12 protein-coding genes and 3 pseudogenes are annotated in these 17,862 nt (G+C 43.1%); 7 read left to right on the plus strand and 8 right to left on the minus strand.

Going from position 1 to position 17,862, the window contains the following annotated elements; translation table 11 throughout:
* Positions 1–107 precede the first annotated feature (107 nt).
* A complete protein-coding gene (locus tag ACSLFW_RS15800) occupies positions 108–1,397 on the plus strand; it encodes an alkaline phosphatase family protein (protein ID WP_436557476.1) in 1,290 nt (429 codons plus the stop codon).
* Between the two features lie 95 nt (positions 1,398–1,492).
* Here the strand turns inward: ACSLFW_RS15800 and ACSLFW_RS15805 are convergent, their stop codons facing one another.
* The 4 genes from ACSLFW_RS15805 to ACSLFW_RS15820 all read right to left on the minus strand — a co-directional run bounded on the left by ACSLFW_RS15805 (position 1,493) and on the right by ACSLFW_RS15820 (position 7,625).
* The gene (locus tag ACSLFW_RS15805; RefSeq protein WP_436556559.1) at positions 1,493–2,197 is read right to left on the minus strand and encodes an aspartyl/asparaginyl beta-hydroxylase domain-containing protein; all 705 of its coding nucleotides are present in this window, start codon (positions 2,195–2,197) and stop codon (positions 1,493–1,495) included.
* Between the two features lie 77 nt (positions 2,198–2,274).
* Positions 2,275–3,393 carry a dipeptidase gene (locus tag ACSLFW_RS15810; RefSeq protein WP_436556560.1) on the minus strand — a complete coding sequence of 373 codons (1,119 nt, stop codon included), beginning with the start codon at positions 3,391–3,393 and terminating at the stop codon, positions 2,275–2,277.
* Positions 3,394–3,492: 99 nt separating this feature from the next.
* Complete coding sequence (locus ACSLFW_RS15815; RefSeq protein WP_436556561.1) at positions 3,493–4,014, minus strand: response regulator; 522 nt, start codon at positions 4,012–4,014, stop codon at positions 3,493–3,495.
* A complete protein-coding gene (locus tag ACSLFW_RS15820) occupies positions 3,996–7,625 on the minus strand; it encodes a two-component regulator propeller domain-containing protein (protein WP_436556562.1) in 3,630 nt (1,209 codons plus the stop codon). The genes ACSLFW_RS15815 and ACSLFW_RS15820 overlap by 19 nt, the downstream gene beginning before the upstream one ends.
* Before the next feature lie 458 nt (positions 7,626–8,083).
* On the opposite strand from ACSLFW_RS15820, the gene ACSLFW_RS15825 reads away from it, so the two are divergent.
* A complete protein-coding gene (locus ACSLFW_RS15825) occupies positions 8,084–8,401 on the plus strand; it encodes a GIY-YIG nuclease family protein (protein ID WP_436556563.1) in 318 nt (105 codons plus the stop codon).
* A gap of 244 nt (positions 8,402–8,645) precedes the next feature.
* Here the strand turns inward: ACSLFW_RS15825 and ACSLFW_RS15830 are convergent.
* From ACSLFW_RS15830 to ACSLFW_RS15845, 4 genes and pseudogenes are all read right to left on the minus strand, one after another.
* Positions 8,646–10,074 (minus strand): annotated as a pseudogene (locus ACSLFW_RS15830) (TolC family protein).
* A 1-nt stretch (position 10,075) separates the two neighbouring features.
* Positions 10,076–13,233 (minus strand): annotated as a pseudogene (locus tag ACSLFW_RS15835) (efflux RND transporter permease subunit).
* 26 nt (positions 13,234–13,259) lie between these two features.
* Positions 13,260–14,334 (minus strand): annotated as a pseudogene (locus ACSLFW_RS15840) (efflux RND transporter periplasmic adaptor subunit).
* Between the two features lie 88 nt (positions 14,335–14,422).
* A complete protein-coding gene (locus ACSLFW_RS15845) occupies positions 14,423–14,803 on the minus strand; it encodes a hypothetical protein (RefSeq protein ID WP_436556564.1) in 381 nt (126 codons plus the stop codon).
* 278 nt (positions 14,804–15,081) lie between these two features.
* On the opposite strand from ACSLFW_RS15845, the gene ACSLFW_RS15850 reads away from it, so the two are divergent.
* The 5 genes from ACSLFW_RS15850 to ACSLFW_RS15870 are packed head-to-tail and all read left to right on the plus strand — an operon-like array spanning position 15,082 to position 17,833.
* Positions 15,082–15,435, plus strand: coding sequence for a DUF4231 domain-containing protein (locus tag ACSLFW_RS15850; protein ID WP_436556565.1), 354 nt, complete (start codon positions 15,082–15,084; stop codon positions 15,433–15,435).
* A complete protein-coding gene (locus ACSLFW_RS15855; RefSeq protein WP_436556566.1) occupies positions 15,425–15,565 on the plus strand; it encodes a hypothetical protein in 141 nt (46 codons plus the stop codon). The genes ACSLFW_RS15850 and ACSLFW_RS15855 overlap by 11 nt, the downstream gene beginning before the upstream one ends.
* A 14-nt stretch (positions 15,566–15,579) precedes the next feature.
* A complete protein-coding gene (locus tag ACSLFW_RS15860) occupies positions 15,580–16,227 on the plus strand; it encodes a DUF4062 domain-containing protein (RefSeq protein WP_436556567.1) in 648 nt (215 codons plus the stop codon).
* Positions 16,193–16,867: a hypothetical protein gene (locus ACSLFW_RS15865; RefSeq protein WP_436556568.1), complete on the plus strand. Its 675-nt coding sequence runs from the start codon at positions 16,193–16,195 to the stop codon at positions 16,865–16,867. The genes ACSLFW_RS15860 and ACSLFW_RS15865 overlap by 35 nt, the downstream gene beginning before the upstream one ends.
* Positions 16,868–16,870: 3 nt before the next feature.
* Entirely contained in the window at positions 16,871–17,833 is a 963-nt protein-coding gene (locus ACSLFW_RS15870; protein ID WP_436556569.1) for an AAA family ATPase, read from the plus strand.
* Positions 17,834–17,862: the final 29 nt, after the last annotated feature.

A 17,862-nucleotide genomic window follows, 5' to 3' on the forward strand; every position in this document is an offset into this window, starting at 1 on the left:
CATTACAAACTAAAAATCAACATTATGGCTACACCTAAGCATGTATTCGTACTCATGCTCGAAAACCATTCTTTCGACAATATTTTTGCCATGTCGGGAATTCCGGCCTGACCGTTGCTACGACACAGGATTCCAATTCGTATAACGGAAAAACTTATAACGTGCAGAAAGGTGCTCCGACAAGTATGCCGACTGATCCTGGCCATGAATTTTTAGACACACTGCAACAACTTACCGGCACAACCGAATACAATTCGAAAGATGGCTATCCGACAATCGACAACTCCGGATTCGCATCAGATTATGCCACATCAACAACCGAACCGCCGCACCGCCCTCCTACTGCCGATGAAGTGCAGGACGTCATGCAGTGCTTCGATACACAGAACGAATTACCCGTAACCTATGCGCTTGGCAGCGAATTTGCCGTCTGCGATCACTGGTTTTCCTCGCTTCCGGGTCCAGACCTGGCCGAACCGCTTCTTCTGCACGGTGCTTCTTCGAGCGGATTGGATAACAGTCCTACGTTCTGGGACAGCGTTAAATTTGCCACAGAAGGCTTCATTTATGCGAAAGGTTCGATTTTCGACAAGCTCGGAATGGCCAACTGCCGGATTTACAACCAGCGTTTGGGCCGTGCAGAAGGCTGGATTCCGCAAGTGCTCTCTATTAAGAATGTGCACGTTGATGATATTCACAATTTTGACCATTTCGAAAACGATTTGCAAGGCGATTATCCATACCAATATACTTTTATCGAGCCTTCTTATGGCGATATTTTCAGCACTTACATTGGCGGTTCCTCACAGCATCCTATGGATGGCACTTATCAGGGCGAACTGCTGATCAAGCAAACCTATGAGGCGTTACGGAATTCGCCTTTATGGGAATCCAGCGTATTGATTGTTGTTTACGACGAACATGGCGGCTTCTATGATTCAGTTGCTCCGGGCAATGCACAACCTCCGGATGATGGTCAGGCGTTATATTCGCAATATAATTTTGATTTTACGAAATACGGAGTGCGTGTGCCTGCGATGGTTATTTCTCCGTTTATTGCGAAAAATACGGTTTCGAAAACCGTGTACGACCATTCTTCAGTTATCGCTACATTGAATGCGCTGTTTAGCCAGGGGCAATTGACAGACCGCGACGGAAGTGCCAGCGACCTTTTAAGCATCTTAAACCTTTCAGAAGCGAGGACAGATTGCCCGAAAAAATTGCCTGATGCCTTTGATGACGGGCAGCAGAAGAAAAACGATTTGAATTTTGCTGATAAAAAGACGCTTGATTTACTGCCTTTATCTTCTGCCGGAAACCACATCGGGTTTCTGCAAATCGCCCTGAAAGCCGAGCTCGAAAAGAAGAAAACGAATTGGTGCGCGGTGCAAAAATAGCAGAATTCATGACGATTGTTACAAGAGGCCAGGCGCGCGAATTCGTTAAATCTGTAGCACAGCAACTTTAATCCGGGGAGTTTAGTAGTTGAAAATTATTTTTTAGAAAAATAGCCTAAATCTTTCAGGATATTTTGTGCGGCCGGCGTGTTCATTCTAAGCAATTCAGCAATAATTTGTTCCGTTTGCGGCTCAGCGATAACGCGCTCCTGCTTTATAAATCTTTCTCTGGCAGCTTCTTTATAAAACATCGCGTCACTCCAATCGTTCCTGACGCCGTCAATAACAAGGTGGATGCGGTCTTGTTTCCCGCGATTGGCAACTGAATGTGTGAAATTAGCGTCGATATACCAGCATTCGCCTTCATTCATGATGATGCGTTTGTCGTCCAGAATGAATTCGACTTCGCTGTTCGTAATTATTGGGATGTGCAGCCTGAAATAGCCGTCTTCATAACCGAGGCAGAAATCCTTGTGCGGATTTACTACTGCACCAATATCAAGTTTTAATAAACGTACCGCAGTCTTTTCGAATAAAAATCCATCAAGAATTTCCTGAAAATAACTGCAGATATTTAAAATTTCAGTGGGAACAAGTTCTTCATTCATTTCCAGATGGGCATTGATCACATCAGATTTTCCTGTCTTTGACATAAGTGCGATGGAAGTCCATTTTCCTGAATACACGAAAGTGTTGTAATGATCAATCCAATTACCGCCTATGATTTTGTCCAGGTCGTTTTGCAGTTTGCTGACATCAAAAGTGATTGGGAATTTTATCGAGCGTATTAAGTTATCCATGGTAGTCGAAAGTTTAATCGAAAGCCGAAAGTTACTTAATACATTCGGAGCAGCAACGCGTAGAAATACCTGTTTTATTATTGATGCCCGGCGGTCGCAGCCTCGAAAATCCTGCAGAAATTTCCGCCTCCGATTTTAGCGATTTCATTTTCGGAAAAACCAGCCTTTAACATTGCTTCGACTACGACATAAAGGAAACCGTCGTTTTGGTCTTTCCAGGATTCGTTGGTGCCTTGCCCCGGTCGCCCGCCTTTTGAAGCCAGTTTCGTATCGGTACCGATGCACACATGGTCAGCGCCAATAACGTCAACCATTGCCCGGATATTTTCGGCATATTCTTGTGGAGAATCCGCCAGATGTGTCCACACGCCAACAACGCCGCCGGTTTCTGCTACAATTTTAGCCTGCTCCTTGCTGATGAGCCTTGGTCGCATCATTTTGGCCATTTGTTCATTTTTGCCCAATCGGGTATCGAGGCCGGTATGCGAAACAAGCACGGGATGTTCCGCTATTTTTAATGCAGCGTTTACGGTTTCATTAGTGGCATGCGAAAGGTCTGCCAAAATCCCAAGCCGGTTGCATTCTTTGATGACATCTGAACCGAAAGTTGTGAGTCCGCCCCACTGCGCGGGATTGGTAAAAACATCGCCCAAAGGTACCGAAGCATCATGATCATGCAGCAATCCAAGATGTCGTAAACCCCTGTCATAGGCAATTTTGAGGCGGTCGATATGACCTTCCAGGAAATGCGCGCCTTCGACAGATTGGATTACGATTGGCTGTTTTTCGTGATGCGCTTTGTTTAAATCGGCAACTGTAAAAGCCCTTTTCATATTATTATTTTCGAGGACTTTATCTATAGCCGTCATTCCGTTCAGAAAGCGCTCATAAGCGTCGCCCGGATTACGGAGTTCCTGGTAATCAACGGCAAATGTCATACAAATGGCTGATAAGCCTGATTTTTTCATTTCACCTTTTAAATCGAGATCAGTAACCGGTAAATCTGCTGCGTTGAGCGGAACATCAATGTGGTTGTGCGTGTCGATGCCCATTATTTTAGCAACGAGAGCGGTTACTTTTGGATCGGTTTGGGTTGTAGTCCATGACAATTTCGGGTCTATCAAGAATCCCATTCCGGCAGTTGCCATTGTGGTGATGAAGCTTCTCCGTGACCAATCGTAATGTAATTTTTCCATATTCAGTTGCTTATATTGCTATTCAAATATAAACACTTCAGTCAGAATTAGGATTTACATTCGACGGAAACCTGTAATGTATCGACAAAATCTGAAAAATCAGGAATTATCACTGCGCAATTGATTGGAAAGCTTGACCAGCAGGTTCATCACTTCCTCAATTTTCATTGGCTTTCCGAGATAATCGTCCATACCATTTTGTATACACAAGTCTTTGTCATCAGATAACGCATTGGCAGTCATCGCAACAATTATCGGCTGGTAGCCGGGTCTGCTTCTGATGATGGAAGTCGCTTCAAAACCATCCATTTCGGGCATTTGGACATCCATCAGCAAGACGTCATAAGTATTGGTTTCCATCAGATTCAGCACTTCCATTCCATTATGCACCATATCAATGGAATAACCGAGTTTCTTCAGGATATGCTCGATAAATTTCTGGTTGATTTTGTTGTCTTCCGCCACCATAATCCGCAACGGATAAGTTTGTGCAAATGCATCAGACAGCATGCTTTGTGGTTTTTCCTGCTGCGGTTCAGATGGTGCACCGCTCAATGACGTCTGGATTCCGCTGCACAAAAGGTGCTGTTTTACCGGTTTGGTCAGGATGGCGGTAAACAATCCCGGATGTTTTTTCCTGCTTCGTCGCCAATAGAGCTCAACATGATTATCGGCAGGCTTTCATTGGTTTTCCTGATTGCTTTTGCGAGTTTTACACCGCTCATTTCCGGCATTTCCATATCGGTGATTACCAAGCTGAAATCGTTATTTCCGGCCAGAATTTCCAAGGCTTCCTTGCCTGAAGCGGCCAATACCGGCTCCAATTCCCATTGTTCCATCTGACGCTGCAGAATCCGGCGGTTGGTCTCGTTGTCATCTGCAATCAAAACCTTATTTCCTTTGAATGCTGAAAGATTGCAGGTTTCATTTTGCTTTGCAGCGATTTTTCCCGATTGGGTTTTTATAGTGAATGAAAATTCGGAGCCTTCTCCAACCGTACTTTCAACCGAAATCGTTCCGTTCATCAGTGCCACAAGTCGCGTGCAAATCGCTAATCCGAGTCCGGTACCGCCATATTTCCTGCTTGTCGAAGAATCGACTTGTGAAAATGCCTGAAATAACTGCCCTTGTTTCTCTTCGGGAATTCCGATTCCGGTATCGCGAACGTTGAATCGGATTTCGTAGTGGTCTCCGACTTGTTTTTCTACAGCAACATTTACGAAAATTTCGCCTTTAGATGTGAATTTCATTGCATTTCCGACAAGGTTGATCAACACTTGTTTGAGTCGCAGGCTGTCGCCGATGATGTGTTGCGGCACGTTTTTATCGATTTCATACACCAAATCAATTTGCATTTTGGCAAGGCGCGATGTGAAAATATCCATCACCTCTTCGAGTGCCAGGCGCAAATCAAAATCTTCATGCTCAATGTCCATATTTCCCGATTCAATTTTAGAAAAATCGAGGATATCGTTGATGACCATCAAAAGGCTTTCACCGGAATTTACAATGGTATCGGTGTATTCATGCTGTTCATTGTCGAGTTGCGTTTCAGAAAGCAGCGATGCCATTCCGATAACGCCGTTAAGCGGCGTGCGGATTTCGTGGCTCATCGTCGCAAGGAATATGCTTTTGGCCTGATTGGCTTTTTCGGCTTCTTCGCGCGCTTCGGCTTCGTGTTCTTTTTGTTCAGTCAGTTCAACATTGAGTTCCTGTAGCGAATCGGCATAAACGGCCAGTTCTTGTGTACGTTCCTTTACTTGCCTTTCGAGTTCGTTATTGCGTTTTTCTACACGATTGAGTCGTTGACGATAGAAGATGTAAAACCCGAGCAGGATTAAAAAGGTGACGATTGATTTGAACCACCAGGTTTTCCAGAATGGCGGTGCAATGTTGATTTTTATTGCGGCACCAACCAGGTTCCATTTTCCGTCATTATTGGAAGCCTGTACGCGAAAAGTATATTCTCCGGGCGGAATATTGGTGTAAATCGCCTTGCGGTCTTCACCCGGAATCGACCATTCAGGATCAAGACCTTCCATGCGGTAACGGTATTTGTTGTTTTGGGAATTGATGTAATTGAGCGCTGCAAAACTAAAAGTGGCCGACGACTGCTTATAATTCAGGTCGATTTCCTTAGTATAGGAAATATCTTTGTGAAGTCCGGCATCAGCAGCTTCAGACGGAAAAATGTGTTTGTTGAAGAGTTGGAAATCGGTGATAAAAACCGGCGGTACGAAATCGTTGATTTTTACATCTTCGGGATAAAAAGAATTCATGCCGTTGATGCCACCGAAAAACATCTGGCCATTTCGGGTTTTGAGATAGGAATTCGCTTCAAATTCCATATTCTGAAGGCCGTCGTATGTATTGAACACTTTTACAGATTTGTCTTTCAGATTCATTTTTACCAATCCGGAAGAAGTTGAAATCCATAAGAAATGATTGTTATCTTCCGTAATTCCTTTGATGAAATTGACACCCAAGCCGCCATTTTTAGTAAAAAGTGAGAACGTATTTTTAGTTTCATCGAATAAATAAAGCCCTTTCATACCGACCCAAAGCTGTCCTTTACTGTCGGTGAAAAGCACACGCGAATCAGATTTTTGCCCGGTTGCGTTGAAATAATGTGCGAATTGGTGCGTATTGGCATCGTATCGGTTTAATCCGCCGTCATCAGTTCCGAACCACAGATTTCCTTTTTTATCTTCGCCGATTGACACAACATTATTTCCCGAAAAGGAAGTTTTTTTATCTGCACTTTGAGTAACGCGCGAAAATGTCTGGGTCTTCGGATTCCATAAATTGAGCCCGCCGTAATAGGTAGCCGCCCAGAAATTGCCGTTTTTATCGAGATATAATTTTTGCAGGAAGTCAGAACTTATCGTTCCCGGTTTTTTTGCATCGTGACGGAAATGCGTGAAAATTCCCGTTTTTCTATTAAATAAATCAACGCCACCGCCCCATGTGCCCACCCAAATATTATTTTCTGCATCGACAGCAACAGTTTGTATGGCGTCTGACGTGATGGATTTCAGATTGTCTGGCTGGTTCTTATAAAGCGTGAAATTTCCGGTTTCAGGATTTAAGCGGTTGAGGCCGCCGCCGTCGGTTCCAATCCAGATACTGCCGTCATTGTCTTCGAAGAAAGTTTTTACATCGTTATAGGTAAGTGAATTCGGATTGGCGGTTTTGCGGTACAATTTAAATTTATCCGCTCCGGCAGCATACAAATTGACGCCGCCACGGTGCGTGCCAAACCATAAATTGCCCTGGCGGTCTTCGAAAATCGCTGAAACCGTGGCACTTGACAATCCGCCTGAAACGCCAAAATCCGGGTGATAATTAAAAGTCTTTTGGTTTCTGACATTAATTTGTGTTAAACCATAGTTGACTTTACCCGCCCAAACGTTGCCTTTTTTGTCAGCGAAAAGATGCAGTATGGTATTTTTATTTGCGCCCGTTTTTTCTGTTTGGACAGACAATATACTACCGGTATTAGCATTATAATTGACGAGGCCGTAATTTTCTACACCGAACCAAAGATTTCCGTATATATCTTCAGTAATCGCGGTAACAGAATTGTGGTTTTTCAGAACATTGCTGCTAATAACCATGCCTTTCGCATCAATCATATCGATACCATTTTGCGTGCCAATCCACAGTCGGTTTTTAGAATCTTTGAACAGGCAATTGATGGAATCAGAACTAATTGTCTGTGGATGCTGCACAGTATGCCTGAAATGCTTCGCAACAGCCGATTTGGTATCGAAATAATCAAGTCCACTGTCTAAAGTACCAATCCAGAGATGATTTTCATCAGCAGGGGCGATGCCGGTAATTACATTCGATGCAAGACTATTCTGATATTTCGGATTGTGCCTGTATACCTTAAACATGCTGGCAACACGGTCAAATTGATTGAGCCCGTAAGAAGTTCCCACCCAGAATTCATGGTTTTTATATTCATAAATACAACGGATAAAATTATCGCTGATGCTGTAAGGATTCTCGGGGTCGTTCCGGAAAACAGTCATTTTCACACCGTCGTAACGATTGAGCCCGTCACGTGTGCCGAAATACATAAATCCACGATAGCCTTGTGCGATGCAGTTGATGGTGGTATTGCTGAGGCCATTTTCAGTACTGATATGGTGCAGGCGCTCTTGTGAAATTTGCGCAAACGAAGGTGTTACGACTGCAAGCAGCAACCATAAAAAGATATTTTTCATGTTGAGACGCTTCTTTTCTGAGACCTGAAGCATTCTTCCTGAAATGTATTTCATCGTGGAATCCCGGGGGTGTGGATTATTTGTTTTAGGTTAAAAATCGGCTTAAAGTTACAAAGATAACATTACCAGTCGATAAAAATTCAGGGAAAATCTTCAACTGGTCTGGTGATTTTGACTTTAAGTCGTTCCGACTTAGTTACGAAATTTTAAGGAAGATGGATTTGATTTTGAAAAAAAAATTATATCTGAGAAGCTCCCCTCCCGACTCTTCGGAAGCGCTCGGTGTGACAGTTCTACTACCAAATTAGACGTTTTATCTACAGTGGCCCTCGACTGCGCTCGGGGTGACAGATATTGCAACTAATTGCAAGTATGCTCGCGACCTCATTTTGTCACCCCGAGCGCAGTCGAGGGGCTTTTAATTATTACATTTGAATAATAAAATAAACGCCAACCAGATGAAATTTTACTACGTATACATTTTAAGATGTAAGGACAACTCATTATACACCGGAATCACCAGCAACTTAGAAAGAAGAATTATCGAGCACAATGCAGGAAAGTACCAAGATGCTTATACGCATTCGCGAAGACCCGTACATTTAGTATTCTACCAAGACTTCACCGATCCGGAACAAGCGATTTACTTTGAAAAGAAATTAAAAAATTGGTCAAAATTAAAGAAGGAAGCGCTTGTAAAAGGAGATTTTGATCTGATACAGACACTGGCAGAATGTAGAAATGCGACACATTCGAATTATAAACCGGAAAAATAAAATTATATAGTTCCCAGACTTCTCCCAAGGTGACAGATTTTGCTGCAATTAAACTTCTTTCTATAATGGCCCTCGACTGCGCTCGGGGTGACAGATCCTGCTACTAAATGTAAGTATTTTCGGCGACCGAATTTTGTCACCCCGAGCGCAGTCGAGGGGCTGGATACTACAATTGATCTTTAATAAAAAGAAAAGCCGGCAATTAAATCACCGGCTTCTCAACAATCACAATCCAAAATCTAATTTATTTCCAGCCACCGCCTAAGTCACGATAAACGTGCACTGCAGCGTTAAGCTGTTCTTTTTCGTTTCAATCAATTCTAATTTTGATTCGAGTGCATCGCGTTGCGTCATCAGTACTTCAAAGTAATCGGCGCGTGCCGATTTGAATAAATCGTTGGCAATATCTATCGAAGAATTCAAAGAAGCCACTTGCTGTGATTTCAACGCATAACTTTTGCCAAGATTCTCGATTTTCGAAAGCTGATTAGACACTTCCAGATAAGCATTCAAAACCGTGCGCTGGTAATTGTATAGTGCCTGTAATTGCCTTGAATTGGCGCTATTGAATTCTGCCTTGATCGCATTTCTGTTGATCAACGGCGCGGCAACATCTCCGACAAGCGAATACAAAACCGATTCCGGGAATTTCAGGAAATAAGAAGGTTTGAATGCCTGTAATCCTACCGCTGCCGAAATGTCAAGCGATGGATAAAATTCAGCACGCGCCACTTTTACGTCCAATTTTGCAGTTGCCAATTCCAATTCTGCCTGTTTGATATCCGGACGATTATCGAGCAATTGTGCGGGTATCCCCGAGTTGACTTCGGCAGGCAATAACGTCATAAAATTGGTTTTATCCCGTTTGATTTCCTGCGGATAACAGCCCAGTAAGAAATTGATGCGGTTTTCCGTTTCTTTTATCTGTTGTAAGATGTCGAACTCCATACTTTTCGAAGCCGATACTTCCGCCTGGAATTTCTGCACCGCAAGTTCCGTGGTACGCGCGGCTTCTTCTGCACTTTTACAATGTCAAGCGCATTGTTTTGCAAACCGATATTCTGTCTTACAATTTCGAGTTGGCTGTCAAGCGACAATAATTCGTAATAATTATCGGCGATTTCACTAATAAGATTTGTAGTGACGAAATTCTTACCTTCGATAGTTGACAAATATCTACTTACCGCGGCTTTTTTAGAATTGCGGAGTTTTTTCCAAACATCAACTTCCCAATTGGCATAAGCGGCAAGTGTTAAGTCTGTTAACGGATCCGGGACTTCTGTGCCTGGCGCAATTTCTGTCGAAGCGTCGCCTGCACCCTGACTTGTATAACGGCCTACTTTCTCTACTCCGGCCCTGCCCTTACACCGACTGTCGGCAATAAAGCGCCTTTTCTGACACGGATGTCGTTTTTAGCGATTTCGATTTCCTGCAAAGTGATGTTGAGTTCCTGGTTGTTTTTCAGGGCAATGTCAATCAGGTCAACAAGGTTCTGGTCTTTGAAGAATTTTCGCCATTGAACGAGTCGCCATATTCGTTGTATCCTTTCCTGAAACATAAGCTTCAGGAACCGGCGCTTTGTCATTTTGCGTTGCAATCGCAGGCGCTTTACAGCTTATCACCGCCAGGCACAAGCCCAGCGGAATAAGATAATATGATTTGAATTTATACATGTTATTGGATTTCTTCGGTTAACGGATTTTCTTCTTCTTCTTAACGAATTTCGTTTTTTCGGAAATGGTCGCGAAAATATAGTACAGTCCCGGAATGATAATTACCCCGAAAATCGTACCGATGAGCATTCCGCCGAAAGCGGCAGAACCAATCGTGCGGTTACCGACTTTACCCTGCCCAGATACAAATACCAGCGGAATCAATCCGGCAACGAATGCAAACGACGTCATCAAAATCGGACGGAAACGCGCGACAGAACCTTCAATCGCAGATTTGAAAACAGAATCGCCGTTGGCATGCCGCTGTACGGCAAATTCAACAATCAATACCGCATTCTTACCGAGCAATCCGATAAGCATTACCATCGCGACCTGAGCGTAGATGTTGTTTTCGAGGCCGCAGATCATCAGCATTAAATACGCCCCAAAAATTCCCGCGACAAGCGACAGGATGACCGTAAACGGAAGGATGAAACTTTCATATTGTGCCGCCAGAATCAAATAAACGAACGCGAGACAGATAATAAAGATGTAAATCGCCTCGTTACCACGGCTTACCTCATCTTTGGAAATACCCGCCCAGTCGATTCCGAAGCCTCTAGGCAATTTCTTTTCGGCGACTTCATTGATTGCCGCAATGGCCTGGCTGCTGCTGTAGCCCGGTGCGGCCTGACCGCTGATTTCGGCAGAATTGTACATGTTATGGCGTGTAATTTCAGATAATCCGTAAACTTTTTCCATTGTCATGAAAGCAGAGAAAGGCACCATTTCATCGCGGTCGTTTTTCACATATAATTTCAAAATATCTTCAGGAAGCGCACGGTATTCCGGAGAAGCCTGCACCATTACCTTATACTGCCTGTCATATTTGATAAAACTGATTTCGTAATTACTACCGACTAGCGTCGCCAAAGTATTCGTCGCATTTTCAATCGTCACGCCTTTTTGTTGCGCCAGATCATTGTCGATATGCAGCATATATTGCGGGAAACTTGCGCTGTAGAATGTAAATACCGAAGATAATTCCGGGCGTTTGTTGAGTTCTTTTACGAAATCATTCCCGACAGTTTCCATCTTTTTATAATCACCGGAACCGGCTTTGTCGAGCAAACGCAATTCGAATCCGCCCGCGGCACCATAACCGGGAACGGCAGGTGGCTGGAAGAATTCGATGGTCGCACCGGTGATGTCTTTCGATTTGGCTTCAAGTTCGTCGATTACTTCCTGTGCGGTGTGTGAACGCTCATCCCAGCTTTTCAGGTTGATGAGACAGGTTCCTGAGTTTGAACCCGTTCCTTCAGTCAGGATTTCGTAACCCGCCAACGAAGAAACCGATTTTACATCAGGTAATTTCTCTGCAATTTTCTGTAATTTTTCGGCAATCTGGTTCGTTCTTTCGAGTGTAGAACCCGGCGGTGTCTGGATTACGGCATAGAACATTCCCTGGTCTTCATTCGGGATAAATCCTGTCGGAAGCGAATTGTTAAGAAAAAGATTCCAACGCAGAAACCAATCAGCATTGCGAATGTGATCAATCTTTTGCTTACGATTTTGGTCAGGAAATTCGTGTATTTTCCGGTCAATCCGTTGAACCAATTATTAAAGCCATCTAATAACCTGTTTAAAGGCGTTTTCTTTCTCGGTTTTCCGTGCGTATTTTTAAGCATCATCGCGCACAATGCCGGCGTTAATGTCAAAGCTACCAATCCCGAAAGAATGATGGAAGTTGCCATTGTAATCGAAAACTGCCTGTAGAAAATTCCAACCGGACCCGACATGAATGCCACCGGAATAAATACCGCCGCCATTACGAACGTGATTGCGATAATCGCGCCGCTTACTTCCTGCATTGCCGCTTTGGTGGCTTTTATCGGCCCGAGATGCTTCGTCTCCATATTGGCGTGGGCAGGCCTCGATGACAACAATTGCGTTGTCAACCACGATACCAATCGCCAATACCAATGCGAATAATGTGATTAAATTTAATGTAATTCCGAAGTAAGACATGAACATAAATGTTCCGACAAGCGAAACCGGAACCGCAATGGCCGGAATCAGCGTCGAGCGCCAGTCGCCGAGGAATAAAAACACCACCAATCCAACAGGATAAACGCCTCGATCAAAGTGTGGAGCACCTTTTCGATGGAAGCGTCAAGGAATTTCGAAACGTCGTAACTGATTTCATAATCCATTCCTTTGGGGAAAGAACTGGCTTTGATCTCGGCGAGTTTCGCTTTTACATCCTTAATTACCTGGCTGGCGTTACTGCCATATGATTGTTTCAAAACGATCGCCGCAGAAGGGCGTCCGTTCAGGTTCGAATAAATATCGTACATCGAACTCCCGAATTCGACATTTGCTACGTCTTTCAAACGAAGGATTTCACCGTTCGGGCTCGCTTTGATGACAATATTTCCGTATTGTTCTTTTGTAGTAAACCTTCCCGGATATTTCAGGATATACTCGAAAGTTTCAGAACGTTTTCCTGAACTTTCACCGGTTTTTCCCGGAGAAGCCTCGAGACTTTGCTGGCTCAGTGCTTCCATTACCTCATCGGCAGAAATTTTGTAGGCCAGCATGCGGTCAGGTTTCAGCCAGATACGCATCGCATATTCACGGTTTCCGAGGATATCGGCATTTCCTACGCCATCAACCCTTTTCAATTCAGACAATAAATTAATATCGGCAAAGTTGAAGAGGAATTTCTGGTCGGTGTGCGGATCGGTACTGAAAAGATTCACATACAAAAGCATGTTCGATTCTTCACGCGTGATCTTTACGCCTTCGCGCACAACGATTGGCGGGAGTTTATTCACTACAGAAGCCACACGGTTCTGCACGTTCAAAGACGCCTGGTTCGGGTCGGTTCCTGAAGTTGAAGATCACCTGGATCGACGCTTCACCGTCGTTACCGGCGTCGGAAGTGATGTATTTCATTCCGGGAACACCGTTGAGCGCTCTTTCGAGCGGAATGATGACCGATTTAATCATCAACTCGTTATTAGCGCCCGGATATTCAGCGGTAACGTTAACTTTTGGCGGAGAAATCGACGGGAATTGCGTAACGGGCAGTTGTATGAGTGCAATCACACCCAAAAAAACAATGATCAGTGATATCACGATAGATAAAACCGGCCGCTGTATAAATTTATTAAACATGGCTTTAAATTTTTAAGGGTTACGGATTACTCTGCTTTGAGTCTCAGGTTAGCGATGACATCCTGCGGTTTCTGGTAAGCATACTGGATTTTGTCATCGTCTTTGACAGTCTGTACGCCTTCAAGAAGGATTTTGTCGTTTACGTCGATGCCGCTGTTGACAATATATAAGTCGGGAATTTCACCTTTGATCGTGATTTCTTTTGATTTGACGACATTGTTTTTATCCACCACAAAAACATACATTTTGTCCTGGATTTCATAGGTCGCTTTTTGCGGGATGATTAGTGCTTTCTTCATCGGGATTGTCATTAAGACTTTTCCGGTTTCGCCGTTTCTTAGTAGTTTATCGGGATTCGGGAAACCTGCCCGGAATGCTATATTTCCGGTTTCGTTGTCGAATTCGCTTTCGATGACTTCCACTTTTCCTTTGTATTTCAAAGGCTCACCATTGGCCAATAATAAACCTACTTCACTATTGCCGCGGTCTTTTACATCGGTCTGATAAGTGATGTATTCCGGTTCGGAAACGTTGAAATAAGCAAACATGCGGGTGTTGTCTGAAAGGCTTGTCAGCAATTCGCCTTCATCGATTAAACTTCCTAATTTTAAAGGAATACGGTCGATTGTTCCTGAAAACGGGGCGCGGATTTCAGTAAACGAAAGGTGTAATTTCGCCAAGGAAACCTCAGCTTTCGCCTGTTCTAATTTCGCTTGTGCCATCGCCTGCTCGTTTTTGGAAACGACATTTTTATCGGCTAACATTTTTGCATTCTGGAATTCGATTGAAGCGGCTTTGGCTTCAGATTCTGCTTTCTGCAATTCTGCCTGGTACAAGGTCGGCATGATGCGGAATAATACTTGTCCGGCCTGAACGTATTGCCCTTCATCGACATAAATATTCTGGAGATACCCTTTTCCTGGGCGCGGATTTCAACATTGCGCACAGATTTAATCTGCGACACGTATTCTTTGGTAAATGAAGTGTCAATTGCTATTGGATTGGTGACACTGAATTTTCCGGCTTCTTCTTTTCAATTTTTTTAGTCGTGCAGCTTGCAAGGCACAACAGGGCGATTAAACCCGTGAATAGATTTTTCATAGTAACAAATGTGGATTTTTTAGAATGTGATTGTGTAAAGTGTTCGGTGATCAGTGATCGGTAATCAGTGTTCACCAAATACTAATAATCAAATTCGTAAAACCCGATGTACGATGTAAATCGGAGAAGAATAGCCGATGACGGCCGGAAAGTTTTTAAATTTTGTGAAGGATGTATAACAGGAATTTATCCCGGATTGCGCCTGAGTTGCGCTGAATTTTTCTATGAAGAATTTACTGCCGCTGTTGTCTTTTACACTATCTGCACCAAACTCTTCTTCCAGGTCAACGTCAGTATCTTCGATGATATTGTTGTCCTGATTTTTGTCGATGAGTTTGCCGTGCTGATTTTTTCCAACGACATGCTTTACTGTTTTATGAAAACCATGATGCTGCACGCCGGCGTAAGCATCTGCTCCGTTGCCCAACAGTAAAAAAAACAGCGATATGAAAAAGTAAATGGCTCTCATTTGCGGTCAAAATTAAATAAAGAAATGGCGTTATCAGGCGTTTTGTAACTAAAAATTAACAAATCTTAAGGCAATCTTAATTTAGAAAACGTTGTAGTTGAAAATTGAAAATCGTTCATCCAAAAAATTACCCCAAAATCAGGTAAAAATACCTGTAATCAGTCGAAACTGATGTTTTAGTTTTACGATGGAATCGTATGCATTCGAATTTTCAAGCCGAAATGGTAATGATTTCCAAAAAAAATGTAGTTTTACCCTAACAACCAATAACATACAAAGTGGATATTCAACAGTACATCACAGAACGCGTCGATGGGCAAACCAGTTGGTACAGTGCCAAAAGCCGCAGCAACAAGACCAATTATACCAGAACTAAAGTTGCCTTGACCATTATTGCCGCGGTTATTCCGGCGCTTACGGCTTATATTGGTGACGAAGTTTTTAAAACCTTAATTGCAATTTTATCGGTCGCAATGGCAGTTTTGGCCAACATCAGCACCATTTTCAATTTTAAAGACAACTGGACGAAGTATCGCAATATGAGTGAAATCCTCAAAAGCGAGAAAAATATCTTCCTCGCTGGTGCCGGAAAATATACAGATGCTGCCAATCCGGAACAAGTTGTTTGTTGAAACAATCGAAGGTTATTTGCAAAGCGAAAACCAGCAATGGCTCAATTCAATGAGAGACCAGAAAACCGACACTACTTCAAATAGTGTTGACAATACGCCACCAACTCCTGAAAATACCAACGGGCAATAACTAAAATCGAAGCGATGCCTGAGAGAAAGGTCTACATATCCTCCACTTTTATCGATTATGCAGATATCAGGCAGAAGTTCATCGACTTGCTCAACAAAGACCTTTACAAATGGTACGGCCTCAACTGGATCATGGAGAGCATGCGCAGCAATGGCGACAATACTTCGCCGGTGCAGCTTTGCATGGATGAAGTGAAGCGAAGCGACATTTACATTCTTATCATCGGCGACCGTTATGGCTCCGAGACTGAAGTCAACGGCAAGATGCAATCGTACACCGAACATGAGTTTGATGCAGCGATGGAAGCCAATATTTCAACGGTATTCCTGATTTTTGCAGGTGATGATTTTCAGTCGAATTACCGCGATGCCGATGTTTCAAAAAGGCAAAAACTGCTTGATTTTAAAAAACGGGCACAGCAAAAAATGCTGAAAGCGCGAAAGTTCGATTCAATTGATGATGTTTTTGATGAATTTTTAAGTGCACTTTACATCGACTTCCACAAAAGGCTCATCAAGGAAAAAATCGACCTCTCGCCTACTATAAAATATACGATCAATCGGAATTTACAGGATGAGTTATACCTGAATTTCAACAATCCGCAACAACGTGTCAGAACGGTCAGTCGTGCCGACGTTTATTTTTACGAAAACAGAAGATAAACCCGAATATTACTCGCAGAAAATCTGGCTGACGAAACTCCAAAAAGACAAACTGTACAACAAGCAGAAAATCGTCAACCAATACAACAGCCTTGATGAGCAGAAAAATCTCGACAACCTGATTTACGATACGACTGATTATTTCCTGAGCGAAAAAGATGAAAACATCTGGACATTCGATGATATCGTAAAGGACAAGAAATTCGTCGACGGGCAGAAAATCATCGAATTTGAAGTCGCCGCAAATCAAACGCCCGAACAACTCGCTTCGTGGATAAAACTCATTACGACGTATATCAACGAAATGCAGTCGAAATTTTATGCCAACGACCGCCGCGACAAGATTTATGTGATCATTGTGGTTTTGTATGAAGAAAAAATTACTACAGACGATATGGAGCAAATCATCAGCCAATTCCAGTTTATGGAACCTGCGGATGACAGCATTCCGAAGATTGAAGTGCTGAATTTGCAAAAACTCGAACGCGTCAATCTTACATCGCTAAAAGAATGGGTCGACAGTAATTTCAACGATTTCCCAAACGAAAAAACCATCATAATTGACCAACTGAACCAATACAATCCAAACACCACTTATACGTACCAACAAGTGATTGAGGAATTTAAATTTAAAATATAAAATATGAGCACTTATATTCCATCATCGAGTTTGCTTCAGGCGCTGCATGTCGCACAAATGCTGAACCGTCCATTGCTTTTAACAGGCGAACCGGGAACCGGGAAGACAAAGTTTGCAGATTACATCCGCGAAGACGCCAACGGCCGCATTCAATATTCGGAGATTGAAAAATTCTACACCAAATCGACATCGGTATCGCAGGATTTGTTTTACGACTTCGATTCGATTGCTTATTTCGCATCGCGGCAGCTTAATGAAGGTAAGCCGATATCAGCTTTCATTTACCTGAAATCACTCGGATTGGCGATCTGCAATGCCCTTGGCGCAAAAGGCGTAAGTGAAATACTTGAAAATTCTGACTATTACAGATTGCTTGATAATGACGTGCAAAGGAAAGCTTTTGTCGATGCATTTATTTCACGTGTTGATGAAAATGCCGAGAATTCTATTGTGCTGATTGATGAAATTGATAAAGCGCCACGGGATTTCCCGAATGACGTGCTGAATGAAATCGACGAAGGTTTTAAATTCAAGATTAAGGAAATCAATGTCGAATTTGCGTTGAAAGAAAGAGAAAAAATCCTGGTCATCATCACCAGTAATTTCGAAAAAAACCTGCCGGAGCCGTTCCTGAGACGCTGCGTTTATTTTAATATTGATTTCCCGAATGAAGTCGAATTGCTTAAAATCGTCTGCCTGAAACATTTTCCGGATTATTCGGCAGAAATAAAAGGCATCAGCCTTGCAGAGCTTTCGCGTGAAACCAATAACGCCGACCTGAAGCAGATCATCGGACGAATCGATGAAATCATCAAGCAGCGCAACAACACCGGCATCATCAAAAAACCGTCGACTTCAGAAATATACTGGATTTCTTTTATTGTGTGCGCAATTATGAAACCCTTGACAATGCTATCATCTCGACAAGCATCCATAAAAACCATCCTTTTATCGGCACGCTGCTGAAAAGAAAAGAAGACCTCGCCAAAGCATAA

Origin of the sequence: Flavobacterium sp. 3HN19-14, assembly GCF_051373205.1 — a bacterium.
Lineage (GTDB): Bacteria > Bacteroidota > Bacteroidia > Flavobacteriales > Flavobacteriaceae > Flavobacterium.

Excerpts from the sequence above, each read along its gene's own strand:
- ACSLFW_RS15805 (WP_436556559.1), bottom strand. The coding sequence starts at position 2,197 with ATGGATAACTTAATACGCTCGATAAAATTCCCAATCACTTTTGATGTC.
- ACSLFW_RS15810 (WP_436556560.1), bottom strand. The coding sequence starts at position 3,393 with ATGGAAAAATTACATTACGATTGGTCACGGAGAAGCTTCATCACCACA.
- ACSLFW_RS15820 (WP_436556562.1), bottom strand. The coding sequence starts at position 7,625 with ATGAAAAATATCTTTTTATGGTTGCTGCTTGCAGTCGTAACACCTTCG.
- ACSLFW_RS15825 (WP_436556563.1), top strand. The coding sequence starts at position 8,084 with ATGAAATTTTACTACGTATACATTTTAAGATGTAAGGACAACTCATTA.
- ACSLFW_RS15845 (WP_436556564.1), bottom strand. The coding sequence starts at position 14,803 with ATGAGAGCCATTTACTTTTTCATATCGCTGTTTTTTTTACTGTTGGGC.
- ACSLFW_RS15860 (WP_436556567.1), top strand. The coding sequence starts at position 15,580 with ATGCCTGAGAGAAAGGTCTACATATCCTCCACTTTTATCGATTATGCA.
- ACSLFW_RS15870 (WP_436556569.1), top strand. The coding sequence starts at position 16,871 with ATGAGCACTTATATTCCATCATCGAGTTTGCTTCAGGCGCTGCATGTC.